At 66.4% G+C, this 16,984-nt stretch carries 19 protein-coding genes; 12 read left to right on the top strand and 7 right to left on the bottom strand.

All coding sequences use genetic code 11. From position 1 onward, the window contains the following. Nucleotides 1-9: 9 nt before the first annotated feature. The gene (locus LG367_RS07300) at nucleotides 10-1,254 is read right to left on the bottom strand and encodes an MFS transporter (RefSeq protein ID WP_226468559.1); all 1,245 of its coding nucleotides are present in this window, start codon (nucleotides 1,252-1,254) and stop codon (nucleotides 10-12) included. Nucleotides 1,255-1,392: 138 nt separating this feature from the next. Between LG367_RS07300 and LG367_RS07295 the strand changes: the two genes are divergently transcribed. After that, nucleotides 1,393-2,337, top strand: coding sequence for a LysR family transcriptional regulator (locus LG367_RS07295; RefSeq protein ID WP_226468558.1), 945 nt, complete (start codon nucleotides 1,393-1,395; stop codon nucleotides 2,335-2,337). A gap of 15 nt (nucleotides 2,338-2,352) precedes the next feature. Here LG367_RS07295 and gpmA read toward each other — a convergent pair whose 3' ends face one another. Continuing rightward, the gene (gene gpmA, locus LG367_RS07290) at nucleotides 2,353-3,102 is read right to left on the bottom strand and encodes a 2,3-diphosphoglycerate-dependent phosphoglycerate mutase (protein WP_226468557.1); all 750 of its coding nucleotides are present in this window, start codon (nucleotides 3,100-3,102) and stop codon (nucleotides 2,353-2,355) included. Between the two features lie 198 nt (nucleotides 3,103-3,300). Between gpmA and thpR the strand changes: the two genes are divergently transcribed. The 6 genes from thpR (at nucleotide 3,301) to LG367_RS07260 (ending at nucleotide 7,305) form a co-directional block, all read left to right on the top strand. After that, nucleotides 3,301-3,852: an RNA 2',3'-cyclic phosphodiesterase gene (thpR, locus tag LG367_RS07285; RefSeq protein WP_226468556.1), complete on the top strand. Its 552-nt coding sequence runs from the start codon at nucleotides 3,301-3,303 to the stop codon at nucleotides 3,850-3,852. A gap of 2 nt (nucleotides 3,853-3,854) precedes the next feature. Further along, the gene (locus tag LG367_RS07280) at nucleotides 3,855-4,562 is read left to right on the top strand and encodes a DUF998 domain-containing protein (protein ID WP_226468555.1); all 708 of its coding nucleotides are present in this window, start codon (nucleotides 3,855-3,857) and stop codon (nucleotides 4,560-4,562) included. After that, nucleotides 4,559-5,200: an HD domain-containing protein gene (locus tag LG367_RS07275; protein WP_226468554.1), complete on the top strand. Its 642-nt coding sequence runs from the start codon at nucleotides 4,559-4,561 to the stop codon at nucleotides 5,198-5,200. Before LG367_RS07280 ends, LG367_RS07275 begins: the two co-directional genes overlap by 4 nt. Nucleotides 5,201-5,243: 43 nt before the next feature. Next, complete coding sequence (locus LG367_RS07270) at nucleotides 5,244-5,609, top strand: DUF6164 family protein (protein WP_226468553.1); 366 nt, start codon at nucleotides 5,244-5,246, stop codon at nucleotides 5,607-5,609. A gap of 92 nt (nucleotides 5,610-5,701) precedes the next feature. Then, on the top strand, nucleotides 5,702-6,505 hold the full coding sequence (locus tag LG367_RS07265; RefSeq protein ID WP_226468552.1) for a hypothetical protein: 804 nt from the start codon (nucleotides 5,702-5,704) through the stop codon (nucleotides 6,503-6,505). Nucleotides 6,506-6,669: 164 nt separating this feature from the next. After that, nucleotides 6,670-7,305 (top strand): hypothetical protein, encoded by a 636-nt coding sequence (locus tag LG367_RS07260; RefSeq protein WP_226468551.1) that lies wholly within the window; start codon nucleotides 6,670-6,672, stop codon nucleotides 7,303-7,305. A gap of 26 nt (nucleotides 7,306-7,331) precedes the next feature. Here LG367_RS07260 and LG367_RS07255 read toward each other — a convergent pair whose 3' ends face one another. Beyond that, nucleotides 7,332-8,600, bottom strand: a complete 1,269-nt coding sequence (locus LG367_RS07255; RefSeq protein WP_226468633.1) for a TIGR03862 family flavoprotein — start codon at nucleotides 8,598-8,600, stop codon at nucleotides 7,332-7,334. 100 nt (nucleotides 8,601-8,700) lie between these two features. On the opposite strand from LG367_RS07255, the gene LG367_RS07250 reads away from it, so the two are divergent. Continuing rightward, the gene (locus LG367_RS07250; RefSeq protein ID WP_226468550.1) at nucleotides 8,701-10,008 is read left to right on the top strand and encodes an MFS transporter; all 1,308 of its coding nucleotides are present in this window, start codon (nucleotides 8,701-8,703) and stop codon (nucleotides 10,006-10,008) included. Nucleotides 10,009-10,061: 53 nt separating this feature from the next. Here LG367_RS07250 and LG367_RS07245 read toward each other — a convergent pair whose 3' ends face one another. Next, a complete protein-coding gene (locus tag LG367_RS07245; RefSeq protein ID WP_226468549.1) occupies nucleotides 10,062-10,679 on the bottom strand; it encodes an SRPBCC family protein in 618 nt (205 codons plus the stop codon). Beyond that, on the bottom strand, nucleotides 10,676-11,089 hold the full coding sequence (locus LG367_RS07240) for an ArsR/SmtB family transcription factor (RefSeq protein ID WP_226468548.1): 414 nt from the start codon (nucleotides 11,087-11,089) through the stop codon (nucleotides 10,676-10,678). The genes LG367_RS07245 and LG367_RS07240 overlap by 4 nt, the downstream gene beginning before the upstream one ends. A gap of 72 nt (nucleotides 11,090-11,161) precedes the next feature. On the opposite strand from LG367_RS07240, the gene LG367_RS07235 reads away from it, so the two are divergent. Further along, the gene (locus LG367_RS07235; protein ID WP_226468547.1) at nucleotides 11,162-11,923 is read left to right on the top strand and encodes a sulfurtransferase; all 762 of its coding nucleotides are present in this window, start codon (nucleotides 11,162-11,164) and stop codon (nucleotides 11,921-11,923) included. After that, nucleotides 11,920-12,087, top strand: a complete 168-nt coding sequence (locus tag LG367_RS07230) for a hypothetical protein (protein WP_226468546.1) — start codon at nucleotides 11,920-11,922, stop codon at nucleotides 12,085-12,087. Before LG367_RS07235 ends, LG367_RS07230 begins: the two co-directional genes overlap by 4 nt. A 7-nt stretch (nucleotides 12,088-12,094) precedes the next feature. Here the strand turns inward: LG367_RS07230 and LG367_RS07225 are convergent, their stop codons facing one another. Next, nucleotides 12,095-12,850 (bottom strand): type 1 glutamine amidotransferase, encoded by a 756-nt coding sequence (locus tag LG367_RS07225; RefSeq protein ID WP_226468545.1) that lies wholly within the window; start codon nucleotides 12,848-12,850, stop codon nucleotides 12,095-12,097. A gap of 86 nt (nucleotides 12,851-12,936) precedes the next feature. Continuing rightward, nucleotides 12,937-14,865 carry a DEAD/DEAH box helicase gene (locus LG367_RS07220; RefSeq protein WP_226468544.1) on the bottom strand — a complete coding sequence of 643 codons (1,929 nt, stop codon included), beginning with the start codon at nucleotides 14,863-14,865 and terminating at the stop codon, nucleotides 12,937-12,939. Between the two features lie 168 nt (nucleotides 14,866-15,033). Between LG367_RS07220 and LG367_RS07215 the strand changes: the two genes are divergently transcribed. Beyond that, entirely contained in the window at nucleotides 15,034-15,816 is a 783-nt protein-coding gene (locus tag LG367_RS07215; RefSeq protein ID WP_226468543.1) for a DeoR/GlpR family DNA-binding transcription regulator, read from the top strand. Continuing rightward, nucleotides 15,813-16,973, top strand: a complete 1,161-nt coding sequence (locus LG367_RS07210; RefSeq protein ID WP_226468542.1) for an MFS transporter — start codon at nucleotides 15,813-15,815, stop codon at nucleotides 16,971-16,973. Before LG367_RS07215 ends, LG367_RS07210 begins: the two co-directional genes overlap by 4 nt. Nucleotides 16,974-16,984 lie beyond the last annotated feature (11 nt).

Here is a 16,984-nt window from a genome sequence, read left to right as displayed (position 1 = left end):
GAACGACCTTCACCCCAGGCTTCGATCGCGTAGCGTCGAAAGCGAGATCGCCAGCGCGCCGCAGACGAAAACGCCGGCGAGGATGCAGATCGCACTCCATCCGCCACGCGTCCAGACGAAGCCGGTCAGCGCCGCGCCGAGCGAACCGCCAGCGAAGAACACACCGGTGAATAGCCCGTTGAGACGGCCGCGTGCTTCGGGTCGCAGCAGGTTCACCGCGCGACGGCCCAACGTCTGATCGGCGACGGTGCCGACGTCGAGCAGCATCGCGGCCAAGACCAGCAAGGCCACGGCCAAACCGATCGTATGAACGGCTGGCATGGTCGCCAGGCCCGCGACCAGCAATGCCACCAGCGCCAGCGCGTGTATCGCCGCCAATGCCGGCCGGGTGTAGCCGCGATCGCCCCAGCGTCCGGCCAGCGGTGCCACCACGATGCCGCTGGCACCGGCCAATGCGAACAGGGCGATGCCATGCTCGCCGAAATGGAAAGGAGGGTGTGCCAGCAGCAACGCGACGGTGGTCCAGAACGCGTTGAACGCGGCGAACATCAGGAACGCCGAGGCCGCGCGCAAGCGCAGCACGCGTTCCTCGCGCAACAGGCTCCACAACGTCGACAGCAATTTGGCGTAACTCAGTCCTGGCGCGGGGCGACGCCACGGCAACGTGAACCACAACACGACGAACAGGACCGCCAGCAACAACGCCAGGGTGAGCAGCATGCCGCGCCAGCCCAATGCCGCGGCCGCGAAGCCTGCCAGCGGACGCGACAGCAGCAGGCCGATCATCATTCCACTCATCACGTCGCCGACCACGCGTCCGCGTTCGGCCTCGGGCGTGAGCGCGGCGGCGAGCGGTACCAGTACCTGGATGCAGCTCAGCGCAGCTCCCAGCACGAGCGCCGCGATGAGATACAGCACCGCGTTCGGCGCGAACGCGCAGGCGAATTGCGCCAGCGCCGCGGCCGCGAGCATCGTCAACGCGAGTCGGCGGTTTTCCATCATGTCGGACAAGGGCACGATCAGTACGAGGCCGATGCCGTAGCCGAGCAGGGTGGCTAGTGGCACGAAACCGGACAACTGTGCCTGCAACCCCAGCGCCGGTCCGATCACGCCGACCAGCGGCTGCGAGGCGAACAGGCTGAGCATGAGCACGCAGACCGCGCCTCCGAACAGCCGGGTATTGACCGGAGTCGGAATCGCGGCGATTTGTCGCAGATCGTCGTGTTCGCCAGTGGCGCATTTCGTGTGGGGCATGGTGAATATCGGACTCTGCATGTCGTGCTAGAAATCTATGTCCGAAGCGTATATTCATCAAATGAATAATTTTTAGTCTTAAAATGCGTAATCGGCATTATTTGGATTCCCTCCGACAAATCCCCGGAAACTGCCGTCATGAACATCCGCGACATCGAAGCCTTCATCGCCGTGGTCGACTCGGGTTCCATCCAGGCCGCGGCGGCGCGTCTGCATCTGACACAGCCGGCGGTAACGCGGCGGGTGCAAGGTTTGGAACAAGATCTCGACACGGCACTGCTCGATCGTCTGTCGAAGCCGCTGAAACCGACCGCAGCCGGACGCGAAGCCTACGAACTGGGCCGGCGCGTGCTGGGATCGGTGCAGGATCTGCGCAGCGGCATCGCCGCGAACGGTGAAGTCGCCGGTGAATTCCGGCTCGGCCTCACGCCGTTGCAATCCGACGATTCGATGGCCGCGCAGATCGATGGCCTGCGCCGCGCGCATCCGCAGTTGTCGCTGCTGATCACCACGGCCTGGTCGCATGAATTGCTGGATCAGGTCGAGTCCGGCCGCATCGATGCCGCATTGGTGTATCTGCCTGGTGAGGCGGCGATTCCGCAGACGCTGTCCGCGCATCCGGTCTCGCGTCATCGCATGCAGGTGGTGGCGCCGAAAGGATTGGCGTTGCCGAAACGCCCGACACTCGCCGATCTGGCCGAATTGCCCTGGGTGCTCAGTCAGGACGGGTGCGGGTTCCGGCGCACGCTGCGCGATGCGCTCACGCGCGCGGGATTGCCGTTCGTGGTCGCGGTGGAAAGCCTGGGGGTGGAGATGCGCATGGCGCTGGTCGCGCGCGGCCTGGGGCTGGGCCTCGCGACGGAACAGCTACGCGAACGCAGCCGTTATCGCGATGCGGTCGAAGTGCTGGACGTGCGTGATTTCAAGGCCGAGATCCGCATCTGGCTGGTGCATCGCGCTGAGGCCGGACGGCTGACCGCATTGCTCGCGCGATTCGCGTCCGAATTGAAGGAAGCCGCGACCTCACCGCCAGCCAGGGCCGGCAAGCAGGAGAAACGTCGCTCCGTTGCGCGCCGTGCCTGAGCGGCGCGCGATGCTTTATTTCGCCTTGCCCTGATTCGCCACGGCTTCGGCGGCGCGCTTGGCGGCTTCGGGATCGCCGAGATAGCGGAACGACTGCACGGCCAGCTGTTCGTCGAGTTCGAACAGCAGCGGAATCCCGGTGGGGATGTTCAGTTCGAGGATGTCCGCGTTGGAGACGTGGTTGAGGTACTTGTAGAGCGCGCGCAGTGAATTGCCGTGCGCGGTGACCAGCACCGTCTGGCCGGCTTTCAGCTGTGGCGCGATGGCGTCGTGCCAGTAAGGCAGCACGCGGTCGAGCGTGGAGGCGAGCGATTCGGTGGCGGGCAGCACGTTGCGGTCGAGACCGGCGTAGCGGCGGTCGTGCATCGGATGTCCGGGATCGTCCTGCGCCATCGGAGGCGGCGGGATGTCGTAGGAGCGGCGCCAGATCTTGACCTGTTCTTCACCGTGCTTGGCCGCGGTCTCGGCCTTGTCGAGGCCCTGCAGGCCGCCGTAGTGGCGCTCGTTCAGGCGCCAGCTCTTGTATACCGGCAGCCAGTCCTGATCGAGCGTCTTCAGCGCGCCCTGCAGCGTGTGGATCGCACGCTTGAGCACCGAGGTGTGAGCGACGTCGAACTGCAGGCCTTCCTCGCGCATCAATTGCCCGGCATTGGCGGCTTCGTTGCGGCCCTGTTCGGTGAGGTCGACGTCGACCCAGCCGGTGAAGCGGTTGTCGAGATTCCACTGGCTCTGGCCGTGGCGCAGCAGCACGAGGCGATGGGTCACTGCGAAGCTCCGTTGCACGATCGCGATGGGGAGGTGTGATTGTAGCGGGTCGCGCAGTCGGTGCGGATCGGATCATGGGAAAATCGCGGATAATCGCGGTTGCGGAACTGGATGAGGACGTGTGGCTTGAATCGTTCTGGCACGGGCAAATCTGATACGAGCCGGCCCGGCGCGCAGCAGTCGTTCGATGGGTTCGGTTTGCAGGAGCCCGTCGGCAACCTGTTCTTCGCCGTGAAGCCGGATGCGGCCGCGATGGCGCGGATCGCCGCGGTCGCGCGATCGCTGCGCGCGGAGCATGGACTGCGTGGTCGCGTCATCGACGAGGATCGTTTGCATGTCACGTTGCAATTTCTCGGTGAGTTCGCCGGCCTTCCGGGCAATGTGCTGGCCGCAGCCAAGCATGCGGGGGAGGCTGTGTCGGCGGATGCGTTCGAGCTGACATTCGATAGCGTGGCGAGCTTCGGTTCGGGACGTGAGCGGCGGCCGCTGGTGTTGCGAGGGCAGGGCGTTGCGGTCGCTGCGGTGATCGCGTTGCACGATGCGCTGGCCGTCCGTTTGGCGGCCGCGGGGCTCAAGCCAGATGCCCGCCACGAGTTCGTGCCGCATCTGACTGTGCTCTACGACGAGCATGCGCTTGCACAGCGATCGATCGAGCCGGTCGGCTGGCGGGTGCGTGAATTCCATTTGCTGCGGAGTTTCGTCGGAGCTTCGAAGTACGAAACGCTCGCAAGCTGGACATTGCAGGGGTGAGCATGCGCGAGATCGAACGACCATCCATCCGGGAACAAGATGCGATTCCCGCTCGCGTTGGGACAGCCGAGCGAGCCACGGGCTTCTGCGGTATCGCCGCGCTTGTCGCGATCCTGCTTTTCGCGGGCGCCGCGCTGGTGCTGCAATTCGCACGCGAGGATCTCGACTGGATCCGGACGCCACTCAGCTTCTACCTGATCGGGCCGTATGGCGTCTGGTTGCAGGCGGCCTATTGCCTGCTCGGCGCCGCGCTGGTGTTGCTGCCACTGGGGCTGTACTTCGCGTTCGAGCCGCAGGCGCGCAGCAGCGCACCGGTGCTGCTGTTCGTGATGGCGGCCGTGGCACTCGTGGTGACGGCGTTCGCGCATACCAATGTTCCGGGGCGTGCGCCGACGTTCGAAGGCTGGGTGCATGGAACCGCCGCGCAGGGCGCTTTCCTGTGGGTGACGACGGCGATGGTGTTGCAGGCCTGGCGATTCCGTGGCGATCCGCTCTGGCGATCGCGCTTCCGGTTGGCGTTCGGTCTTGCCGTCGCCTCGTTCGCGGCCGTCTGGATTCTCTCGCTATGGCGTGGCGCGCCGCGCGGGCTGACGCAGAAGCTGGTGATCGCGATGATCGTGTACTGGCTAGTGATGGTCGGCATCTGGCTGTGGCGCGCGGCGCGGGAGCGTCGATACTCGGACGCATCGCCGGTGAGGCAGTCACCATGAATGCCGAAACTCCCATCGAGAGCCTCGCCGCATTCGTGCGGCCGGAACAATGGGCAGCACTGCGCGCCGCATACGCGACACCGCCACGCACGTATCACAACTTCGAACACGTCGGCGAAGTGATGCGCCATTGCGAAACCGTTGCGGCCGGTCCGGACTGGTCCCAGCCCATGGAAGTGCGATTGGCGGTGCTGTATCACGATGCGATCTACGAGGCGGGGCGCAAGGACAACGAAACACGTTCGGCCGAGCTGGCGGCTTCCGAGATCTCACGCTGGATGCCGGACGCCGGCGTGGACGTCGCGCGGGTGGTGGAACTGATCGAGCTTACCGCGCGTCACGGCCAGTTCTCGCCCGACGATTTCCCGCGCGACGCGCGCGGTGATGACGCCCGCCATTTCCTCGATTGCGACATGGCGATTCTCGGCGCGCCGCCGGCGATCTTCGATACCTACGACCGTGGTATCGCCGCCGAATATCGCGGTCATGTGCCGGGCTGGCTGTTCAAGCTCAATCGCCGCCGCTTCCTCAAGGCGCTGCTGGCGAAGCCGCGCATCTATCTCAGCGAGTTCTTCCACGAGCGCCTGGATGCGCAAGCCCGTCACAATCTGCGCCGCGCGGTGAGCGAAAAGCGATAACCGCGGATTTGGGCGCCGTCGCCGCGCGGGCTATGATGCGGCCATGGCGAAGCTTCTGCTCAATCTGCGCATGGTGCCGGAGGACGAAGCGGACGACGTTCGCGCGTTCCTCGATGCCAACGACATCGGCTGGTACGAGACCAAGCCGAGCCGCTGGGGAATCTCGTATGGCGGCATCTGGGTCAAGCATGACGAGGATATCGCCAAAGCCAGGCAACTGATGGCCGATTACCAGACGCGACGCCGCGACACGGCCCGCGCCGCCCACGCACAGGCACAGCGCGACGGCACGGCGGAAACCTTCGCCGACGTGGTGCGCGAATCGCCGTTGCGGGTCGTGTTGACGCTCTTGGCGATCGTATTCCTGCTAGGGTTGGTGGCACTGCCGGTATGGCTGCTGCACAAGTGACCAGTTGCACAAGTGACCGGCTGTACAAGTGACTAGATGACGGCGGAGGTGCGGTCGATGCGTTCCAAACATGCTGTCGGACAAGGGCTGGCATGCCCGGATTGAAAAAGCAGCGCATGAAGAAACAACGCAAGGTCGAGTTTCCGGATCGTCAGGCCTATCGCCGGCGCCAGCGCAGCGGTGCGTGGGTGGCGTTGTTCGTGGTGATCGTCGCGGTGGCGGGATGGGTCGGCTTCCGCATCTATCAGAACTTCGCGGCGCACAAGCCGCCGCCGCCGAAGCCCGCGCCGATCCTCAAACCTCCACCGCCGAAGTTGCCGCCAAAGCCGCCGCCTCCCGATCCGGTCGTCACGCGTGCCGCGCGCATGGCGGCGGTGCACGAGGCGATGCAGCGCGGCGACGAGGTTGCGATGCAGCAGCAGGTCGACGGGATGCAGGACGATTTCCGCAAATCGATGCGCTTCGTCGATCCCGAACGCGTGACCGATTACGAGGCGGCGCGCACCGCCGCCTGGAAGGTGGCGGGCGTGCGTTCGCTGGCGTGGCTGGATCGCGTCAACCTGTACGTCATCCTCGATACGCCCGAGCATCGCAGCCAGGCGACGATCGACGCCATCTGCGGCGCGGTGCAGGCGCTGAGCCGCAAGCCGGACGAGAAGCCCGACGTCATGGTCGATCTTCAGGTCGACTATCGCGGCCAGGAGCCTTCGGAGATGCTCAGCCGCAACTGCCGCGCCGCGCCCGTCACCAGCGCCGTTACCGGAAAAGATGGCGAGGACGGGAAGACGCCGGAAGCGGCGAAGGAGCCGTCGGAAGAAAAGCCGGCGGAGAACGCCAAGGATCCCGTCCGTGAGGAAAGCCTGCGCATCCTGCGCGATACCACACCGGAAATGTGAGCGGGCTGGCCGCATCAAGCCAGTTGTTCAAAACAAGACGTTCTTCAAAGCAGGCAAGCCGGACTCAAAGCCGGCCGCATTCAGAAGTGAAGGAAGCCTAACGTTTGTTGAACAGGCGATGCTTATGATGTTCGGTTTGAATAACCGCTCGGGGAATTCCGTACATGACTTGTGACCGCGTTCGCAAGGGCTCCGCAGTCGCCGCGCTGGCGATGGCCATCGCGCTGGTGGCCGCGTGCAAGCCGGAGCAGGCACCGAAACCGGAGCCGGCTGCCCAGGCGGCGCCGTCCCCGCCGGCGGCCGCGCCACCGTCCGTTCCCGAGCCCGATCCGAGCACGGCCACCTACGAGCGCGCCGCGCCGCCGACGCTGCAGCCGGTGGTGCTCGGTGATTTCCAGCCGGGCGATCCGGTGGGCGAATCCAGCACCGGCGCGATCAAGATCGAGGACGGCAAGATCACCGGCGCCAACGGCGCCACCTTCGTCACCGAGCGCGTCGCCCTAGTCAACGGTGACGATCAGTATTCGCCGAGCGAGCGCTATGCCGACGCGATGATGATCGAGCCGCGCCAGCAAGTGGAACTGCGTCACATCGTCCAGCAGACCGCGCCGAGCAAGATCCCCAGCAACGCGTTCTGCGGCAGCACCGCCGATGCCAGCTATCTCGCGCTGGCCAAGGTCATGGAGGGCGAGAGCGAGGTGGTGAAGCTGATCGCGCTCAGCGGCAAGACCCTGCCGGCGGCGTCCGCGCAGGACGTCAAGCTGTGCGCCGCCACGCATTATTTCTCGAAGAAGAAGTAAGGCTACGCGCGTCCGCGCACGCGTGCTTACGTCCGCGTGTGCGCCTGTTCCGACTTCCGCCGCAGCCAGGCGACCGCGCCGTCGCCGGCACGCTTGCCGCTGGCGAAGCAGGCGGTGAGCAGGTAGCCGCCGGTCGGGGCCTCCCAGTCGAGCATTTCGCCCGCGCAGAACACGCCTGGCATGGCGCGCAGCATCAGGCCGTCGTCGAGTGCTTCCAGACGCACGCCACCAGCGCTGCTGATGGCTTCGGCGATCGGCCGCGCACTGCGTAGCCGCAACGGCAGTCGCTTGATGGTGCTGGCGACCCGCGCGGCATCGCCGAGCGCGTCGCGTCCCAGCACTTCGTACAGCAGCGCGGCCTTGGCGCCGTCCAGGCCGGTCTGCCGGCGCAGGTGTTCGCTGGCGCTGCGTCGACCGCGCGGTTTGGCGAGCGCTTCCCGCAATTTGCCGATGTCGCGGCCCGGGGCGATGTCGAGATGGAGCAGGGCGGTGCCATCGCGCGCGATCGCTTCGCGCAGTGTCGCGGACAGGGCGTAGATCAGGCTGCCCTCGATGCCGGTAGCGGTCGCCACGCACTCGCCTTGCAGCGCGTGTTCCTCGCCGTGCTCGTCGCGCCAGTGCGCGATCACCGGCTTCAGCGGCGCGCCGGCATGGCGTTCGGCGAAGTGAGGGCTCCAGCCGATGTCGAATCCGCAGTTGGCCGGCCGCAGCGGCGCCACGTCGATGCCGCGCGTGCGCAGCACGGATTCCCAGGCGCCATCGGAACCGAGTTCGGGCCAGCTGCCGCCGCCGAGGGCGAGGATGGTCGCGGCGGCATGGACTTCGCGTTCTCCATCCGCGGTCGCGAAGCGCAGCGCATGCCCGTCGCCCCAGCCGAGCCAGCGATGGTGCATGTGGAAGCGCACGCCTTGATCGCGCAGGCGCCGTACCCAGCCCCGCAGCAATGGCGCGGCCTTGAGGTCTGTCGGGAACACGCGGCCGGAACTGCCCACGAACGTCTCCACGCCGAACCCGCGCACCCACGCGCGCAATTCGTCGGCGCCGAAGTCGTGCAGCCACCGCGCCACGTCGCGTTCGCGCTCGCGGTAGCGATGGGCGAAGGCCGGCATCGGTTCGGAGTGGGTGAGGTTGAGGCCGCCCTTGCCGGCGATCAGGAATTTCCGTCCGACCGAACCCTTGGCATCGTACAGATCCACCTCGAAACCGGCGGCGCGCGCGGTTTCCGCCGCCATCAGTCCGGCCGGGCCGCCGCCGATGACGGCCAGCGCATTCGTGTGAGGTGGGGAAGCATCCATCGGTGACAGGGTAGTGAATGCCCGCCCGAGGAGGAAGGCATGCGGAGTTGGCGCGGCATCTGTCATGATCGAGACGCCCCCATCATCGCGGATGCATTGCATGAATTCCGTTGCCGCCGCCCCGAAGAATCCAGCGGGACGCGTCCTGTTCGCCAGCCTGATCGGCACCACCATCGAATTCTTCGATTTCTACATCTACGCCACCGCCGCGGTGCTGGTGTTTCCGAAATTGTTCTTTCCCGCCAGCGATCCCGCCTCGTCGACGTTGCAATCGCTGGCGACGTTCGCGCTGGCGTTCTTCGCGCGGCCGGTGGGCTCGGCGCTGTTCGGCCATTTCGGCGATCGTGTCGGCCGCAAGGCGACGCTGGTGGCGGCGTTGCTGACGATGGGCATCTCGACGGTGGTGATCGGCGTGCTGCCGACCTACGCGCAGATCGGTGTGGCGGCGCCGCTGTTGCTGGCGTTGTGCCGGTTCGGGCAAGGCCTGGGATTGGGCGGCGAATGGGGCGGTGCGGTGCTGCTCGCTACCGAGAACGCGCCGCCGGGCAAGCGCGCCTGGTACGGGATGTTTCCGCAGTTCGGCGCGCCGATCGGGTTTCTGCTGTCGAGCGGCGTCTTCCTGCTGCTCACGGAGCTGATGGACGACGCGCAATTCTTCGCCTGGGGCTGGCGCGTTCCGTTCCTGGCCAGCGCGGTATTGGTGCTGGTCGGTTTGTGGGTGCGTCTGCGCATCGAGGAGACGCCGGCCTTCCGTCGCGTCCTCGCCAACGAAGCGCGTGTGAAGGTGCCGATGCTGGCGGTGCTGGCACGGCATCCGCGCATGCTGCTGATCGGCACGTTCGCGGCGGTGGCGACGTTCGTGCTGTTCTACCTGATGACGGTGTTCGCGCTGAGCTGGGGTACTTCCTCGCTCGGCTATACGCGCGAGCAGTTCCTGCTGCTGCAGATGCTGGCGGTGCTCTGCTTCGCAATCACTATCCCGCTATCGGCCGTGTACGCGGATCGTCGCGGCCGGCGTGCGGCGATGATCTGGTCGACGGTGGCGATCATCGTCTTCGGTCTGTGTTTCGCGCCGCTGTTCGCATCCGGCAGCGCGATTGGTGTGTTGTTGTTCCTGGCGCTGGGGTTGGCGGCGATGGGGCTGACCTATGGGCCGCTCGGGACGATCCTGTCGGATCTTTTCCCGACCGAGGTGCGCTATACCGGCGCGTCGCTGGCGTTCAATTTCGCCGGCATCATCGGCGCCTCGCTGGCGCCTTACGCGGCCACATGGCTGGCAAAGAATTACGGCCTGCAATACGTGGGTTACTACCTGTCGGCGGCGGCCGTGCTGACGTTGCTGGCGCTGTTGTCGATTCCGAAGTCGGCGGGAGACGAGCCCGCCCTGCCGGTCGGCGAGCGGGCCTGACTCGTTCGTCAGACCGGTCGCCGACTCGATGCGCGCGGCTCAGATAGCCGCGATCAGACAGCTGCGAAGCGCTTCTGGTACTCCGCTTCGAGCGGTGCGTGCAGTTTCCAGAAATTCGGCGGCGCGCGGCCGTTGAGGCGATCGGCGAGCACGTCGAGGTGGGCATGCCAGCCGCCGGAGTACTGCACGAGCTTCTCCTGGCTGGCGATGCGGGTATGCGTCAGGGTGAGCAGGACGTCGCTGCCGCGTTCGGCCAGTTCGAAACGGACTTCGTCGTCCTCACCGAAGATGTAGCCCAGCAGGCGCGGCGGGTCCCAGGCGGTGACGCGCGATTCGTGGCGAAAGCCGTTGGGTTCCATGTCGGCGTAGCGCGGCGGCGGCGCGCCCGGTTCGTCCGAGAGGCGCGAATGCAGGAACAACAGATCGACCTTGCCGCCGACGCGCGGCTCCATCGTGCCGGAGGCGAACCATTGGCCGCGCTTCTCGTCTTCGGTGAGATAGGCCCAGACGCGTTCGATGGGGCCAGGCAGGATGCGCTCGATGCGCACGGTGTCGGGAGCGGTGCGGACTGCGTAAGCGTTGGCGTTCATTTGGATTTCCTTGATCTGCTGGGGCGGATGGGCGAAGACGTGGGTGGGATAGGGACGCGAGGAGGTCAGGCGGCCGCTCATCGTCGTTTCCCTTTGGTCGTGGGTTTGAAAGGTGCCTTCGCGGCGGGTTCGTTTGGTTTTTTCGTGGCGGCGGCATCTTCCGCGCGGAGCAGGGCTTCCAGTGCATCCAGGCGCTGGTTCCAGAAGCGCTCGTAGTGCCGCAGCCATTCCATGCCGGCGTGCAGCGGCTGCGCATGGAGGCGGACGCGGTGCGTGCGTCCGAGCACTTCCCGCTGCACGAGGCCGGCGTTTTCCAGCACTTTGATGTGCTTGGAGGCGGCGGCCAGCGACATCGAGAACGGGGCGGCGAGTTCGCCGACGCTGCGCTCGCCTTCGGCCAGCCGGGCCAGCATTTCGCGGCGGGTGCTGTCCGAAAGGGCGGCGAAGACACCATCCAGATCGATCGGGCGGGAGGGTTGATATTCATCCATATGGTTGAATATACATTCGAAAACCGGAATGTCAACTGTTTGGTTGAATATCGTGCCCGGTAGAATTGGCGGATGGTCACCAACCTAGCCGCCTACCATTTCACCGAAATCCAGGCTCCCGACGCCCTGGCCGCCGATCTGTCGGCTTTGGCGCTGCGCAACGACTTGCTCGGCACCGTGCTCGTTGCCGAGGAGGGCATCAATCTGTTCCTCGCCGGCGCCGACAACGCAATCACGGCGCTCCTCGCATGGCTCCGCGCGGACGCGCGCTTCGCGGATCTGCGCGTGAAGCTCAGCTACAGCGAGACGCAGCCCTTCGCGCGTCTGAAGGTGAAGGTGAAGCCGGAAATCATCAGCTTCCGTCGCGAGAATGCCTCGCCGTTGCGCGAGCGGGCGCCGGCCGTTGCGCCGCGCGATCTGGCGCGCTGGATCGCCCAGGGCCACGACGACGACGGCAAGCGGCTGGTGCTGCTGGACACGCGCAATCGCGAGGAAGTCGGTTACGGCAGCTTCGCGGGTGCGTTGTGTCTGCCGATCGACAACTTCACCGATCTGCCCGACGCGCTGGCGCCGCATCGCGATGCGATCGCCGATGCCACGGTGGTCAGCTTCTGCACCGGCGGCATCCGCTGCGAGAAAGCCGCGTTGTGGATGCGCGCGGACGGCATGGACAACGTGCTGCAACTCGACGGCGGCATCCTCGGCTACTTCGAGGACGTGGGCGGCTACGGATACGACGGTCGCTGCTTCGTCTTCGACGATCGCGTCGCGCTGGACGCGGACCTGCAGCCCCTGTGCGCTACGATGTCCGAAAAGGAGAGTGTGCAGGCATGAGCTGGATCGGTGTGATCTTGATTGTCGTGGGCGTGTATCTGGCCTTCAAGGTGGTCAGCTTCCTCTTGAAGGTGGCGATGTGGGGGCTGGTTCTCGCGGGCGTCTACTGGGTGGTGGCGCCGTTGGTGGGGTGGCCTCCGTTGACGCAGCTTTTCGCCGGGTAGGCGAGGCTCAGGCGAACTCGCGTGACGGCAGCGTGTATCGCTTCTGCGGGCGCCCGATCAGATCGAGGAAGTTGTTGAAGACACGATCGGCCTGCGCCTGCATCGCGCCGATGTGCGCACGGGTTTGCGCGCGAATCGTCTCGGCATCGTGCGGCAGGCCGGAGTCGGCCAGTTCGTCGCGATAGGCCGGCGTCGCCAGCCAGCGTTCGATCAGCGGCTGGTCCATCTCGAGATGGAACTGGAAGCCGTAGGCGTTGTCGCCCCAGCGGAAGGCCTGTTGCGGGCACTCATCGGAAACGGCGAGATGCGAGGCGCCGTCCGGAATCTCGAAATGACAGGCGTGCCATTGGAACACCGCGGCCTGTTCGCCAAGCGGGGACAGCACGGGATCGGTTTGTCCGGCCGCCGTGGTGCGCAGCGGATACCAGCCGATTTCCGGCACTGGTCTGCGGCGAACCGGCGCGCCGAGGACATGCGCGAGCAATTGCGCGCCGAGGCAGATGCCGAGCACCGGCCGGCCCAGTTCGAGCATGCGTTCGATCGCGCGCAGTTCGGTGACCAGGTGCGGGCGCTGCGCCTGATCCTCGACGTTCATGGGGCCACCCAGCACGATCAGGCCGCGATAGCGGTCGACGTTGGGCTGCGCATCGGGATCACGCTCGAAATTGGCGAAGCGGATGCGGTGGCCACGGCCTCGGATCAACGGGTCGAGCGTGCCCAGGGGTTCGGCGGCGACGTGTTGGAAGACGAGCAGGCGGGACATGCCCCGATTCTAGGTCGGGAGAGCGGGATTCTTGAAGCGCCTTTCTGCTTCGTCATTCCGGCGCGCGCCGGAATGACGGGCTCGGGTTATCGCGGCTTCTTGGGGCCGGGCCTGTGCGCGGCGGGTTTGCCTCGTGGCTTCCCCGAGAACGGCCGTTTGCCACGCGGCGGCGGAGCACTGGTGTCGCTGGCGTCGGCGCGGCGCATCCGCAAGGGAAGTCCGGCGACGCGCACGCGCTTGAGGTGTTCCAGCAGTTCGCGCGGCATGCCCTCGGGCAGGTCGACCAGGCTGTAGTCGTCGCGGATGTCGATGCGGCCGATGTAGCGGCTTTCCAGATCGGCTTCATTGGCGATGGCGCCGACGATGTTGCCGGGCTGCACGCCATGCGTGTGGCCGACCTCGATGCGGAACGTCTCCATCGGGAATTCGGAGGCGGGTGGTGCATCGGCGCGGCGTTCGCGTGGGCGCTGCGGCTCGGCGGCGAACATCGCTTCTCCGGTTTCGGCATCCAGACGCGGCGGCGTCGATCGCCGTTTGGCGTCGGGCTTGAAGCTGGGCGCGTCTTCGCGATGCGGGCGGCTGCCCTTGCCTGCAGGACGGCTGTCGCGAGTCTCGCGGCGATCGCGATCTTCGTGACGCGAAGGAGCGGGTTCGAAATCCCGATGCTTGTGCTCCGGCGCCGCCAGCAGCAGCGGCGAGTCGCCCTGCACGAGCTTCGCCAGCGCGGCGGCGATTTCCACGGCCGGCACGTTGCGTTCGGTCTCGAAGCGGGTGACCAGATCACGGAAGACGTGCAGGTCCTCGCCCTCCAGTGCCGCCGCGATCTTGTCGAGGAAGCGCGAGACGCGGCGTTCGTTCACCGTCTCCACGCTGGGCAGGGCCATCGATTCGATCGGCTGGCGCGTGGCGCGCTCGATCGCGCGCAGCATGCCGCGCTCGCGCGGCGTGACGAACAGGATCGCCTCGCCCGCGCGCCCGGCGCGGCCGGTGCGGCCGATGCGGTGCACGTAGCTTTCGGTGTCGTAGGGGATGTCGTAGTTCAGCACGTGGCTGATGCGCTCCACGTCCAGACCGCGCGCGGCGACGTCGGTGGCCACCAGCACGTCGATGCGGCCATCCTTGAGCTGTTGGATGGTCTTCTCGCGCTGCTTCTGGTCCATGTCGCCGTTGATCGCGGCGGCGGCGAGGCCGCGCGCGGCGAGTTTCTCGGCCAGTTCCTGGGTGCCGAGCTTGGTGCGCGCGAACACGATCATCGCGTCGAACGGTTCGGCTTCGAGAATGCGGGTAAGGGCATCGAGCTTGTGCACGCCGCTCACCGACCAGTAGCGCTGGCGGATGTTGGCGGCGGTGGTGGTGGTCGACTTGATCGCGATCTCGACCGGATCCTTCAAATACGTTTGGGCAATGCGCTTGATCTGTGCCGGCATCGTCGCCGAGAACAGCGCCACCTGGCGCGTCTCCGGCGTCTTCTTCAGCACCGCCTCGACGTCGTCGATGAAGCCCATGCGCAGCATCTCGTCGGCTTCGTCCAGCACCAGGCGGCGCAGTTGCGACAGGTCGAGCGAGCCGCGGTCGAGGTGATCGATCACGCGTCCCGGCGTGCCGACCACGACATGCACACCGCGTTTCAACGCGCTCAGCTGCGGTGCGTAGCCCTGGCCGCCGTAGATCGGCAGCACGTGGAAGCCGGGCAGATGCACGGCGTACTTCTGGAATGCCTCGGCGACCTGGATGGCGAGTTCGCGCGTGGGCGCCAGCACCAGCGCTTGCGGTTTCACCTGCGCGGGATCGATGCCGGCGAGGATCGGCAGCGCGAACGCGGCGGTCTTGCCGGTGCCGGTCTGTGCCTGGCCAAGCACGTCGCGGCCGGCCAGCAGCGGCGGAATCGTCGCCGCCTGGATCGGCGAGGGTGATTCGTAGCCGACGGCGGCGAGCGCGCGCAACAAGCTCTCGGGCAGGCCGAGATCGGTGAATTTGGGGGAGGAATCGGGGGGAGTGGGCAGGTCGGCGCTCATGCCGGACTTCTTGCAGCGCCGGTCAAGCCGGTCAGGACAACACAGTTTACCGGTGTCGCACGGAGAGTGACCGGTTTGCAGCCGCAACGGACAGCAATCATAAGTATTGCCAGCGAGTGCATGATGTTGCACAATTATGCACGATCATTAACGATCTGTGAGGTTCCGATGGCCACCGAGGAATTGCTGCCGCAGCAGCGGCATGCACTGATCCGCGATCGGCTGCTCGCGGAAGGGCGAGTGATCGCGGTCGATCTGGCGCAGGAACTCGATGTCTCGCACGACACCATCCGCCGCGATCTGCGCGAACTGGCGGCAGCAGGCCAGTGCCAGCGCGTTTACGGCGGCGCACTGCCGCCGGCGCCTCGTAATGGACCGATCGCGGCGCGTCTGAAGCAGGATTCGGCGCGCAAGGAGGCGCTGGCGCGCGCGGCGGTCTCGCTGGTGAAGCGTGGCGACGTGGTTTTTCTCGATGCCAGTTCGGTCAATCACGCCATCGCGCGCGTGCTGCCGCGCGAGCAGGGCCTGACCGTGGTCACCAATGCGCCTGCGATCGCGGCAGTGCTGGCTGGGCGCGAGGATGTGGAGTTGATCGTGATCGGCGGCCGGGTCGATCCGCACCTCGGTGCGAGCCTCGGTGCAGGCGCGATTCGCGATGCGAAGGCGCTCGGCAGCGATCTGTATTTTGTCGGCACGTGCGGCGCGGATTCGGTGGCCGGGATCTCCGCGCAGGATTACGAGGACGCGCAGTTCAAGCAAACGGTCGCCGCGGGCAGCCGCGCGACAGTCGCGGCGGTCACCAACGAAAAGCTGGGGACGTCCGCGCCATTCTCCGTGTTGCCGATCACCGGGCTGCATGCGTTGGTGGTCGAGCGCGATGCACCCGCGACGCAGGCCAAGGCATTCACGCGAAACGGTGTGCGGGTGTTGCGGGCGGAAGCAGTCGCATGAGCATCACATTGGATGGGCAGGCCGCGACGACCGGCGCGAGCGAACGGCTGTCGACTCGCATCGTCTTTTTCGCCGCCGGCTTGGCGATGGCGGCATGGGCGCCGCTGGTGCCCTATGCCAAGACTCGCATCGGAATCGACGAAGGCACGCTGGGATTGCTCCTGCTCGCGCTCGGCGCCGGATCGCTGGTGGCGATGCCACTGACAGGGGCCATCGCCGCGCGCTACGGCTGCCGGCTCGTGATCCTGGTCGCGCTCGCGGTGGTGTGCGCGATCCTGCCATCGCTCGCCTATCTCTCCAGCTGGATGACGATGGCGTTCGCCTTGTTCCTGTTCGGTGCCGCGATCGGCACCGTCGATGTCGCGATCAACATTCAGGCCGTGATCGTGGAGAAGGCGAGCGGTCGCGCATTGATGTCGGGGTTCCACGGCTTCTTCAGCCTCGGCGGCATCGTCGGCGCGGGCCTGGTCAGCCTCCTGCTGCGGCTGCATTGGTCGCCGTTGGGTGCGGCTGTCGGCGTGGCGGCGTTGCTGGTGTTGCTGGCCTTGGTCAGCAGCCGCGGACTGCTGCGCCAGGGCGACGGCAGTCACGGCGATTCGCCGTTCGCGCTGCCGCACGGCATCGTGGTGCTGATTGGCGCATTGTGTTTCGTGGTCTTTCTGGCCGAAGGCGCGATGCTGGACTGGAGCGCGCTGTTGCTGGTCACGCAACGCGATCTGCAGCCGAGCCTGGGCGGTATCGGCTACGCGGTGTTCGCGCTGGCGATGACCCTCGGCCGCTTCAGCGGCGACCGAGTCGTGCAGCGATTCGGGCCACGTCCGATCATGGTGATCGGCGGGATCTGCGCCGCCGCGGGATTCGTGATCGGCGCGATGGTGCCATCGACGGCGGCGACCTTGCTGGGCTTCGCCCTGGTCGGCCTGGGCTGTTCCAATATCGTGCCGGTCCTGTTCACCGCCGCCGGCCGGCAGCACGCGATGCCCGCGGGAGCGGCGGTTTCGGCGATCAGCACGCTCGGGTATGCCGGCATTCTCGCCGGGCCGGCGGCCATCGGCTGGATCGCGCACATGAGCAGTCTGCCGCTGGCGTTCGTGATGCTTGGCGTGGCGTTGATGGCCGTCGCGGCGAGCGCGCGGTTCGTGGTGGCGGGCAGGTAGGGGATCGTCCG

This window comes from Luteimonas panaciterrae (assembly GCF_020511115.1).
Classification (GTDB): domain Bacteria; phylum Pseudomonadota; class Gammaproteobacteria; order Xanthomonadales; family Xanthomonadaceae; genus Luteimonas; species Luteimonas panaciterrae.
This window is presented reverse-complemented; position numbering and strand designations above follow the sequence as displayed.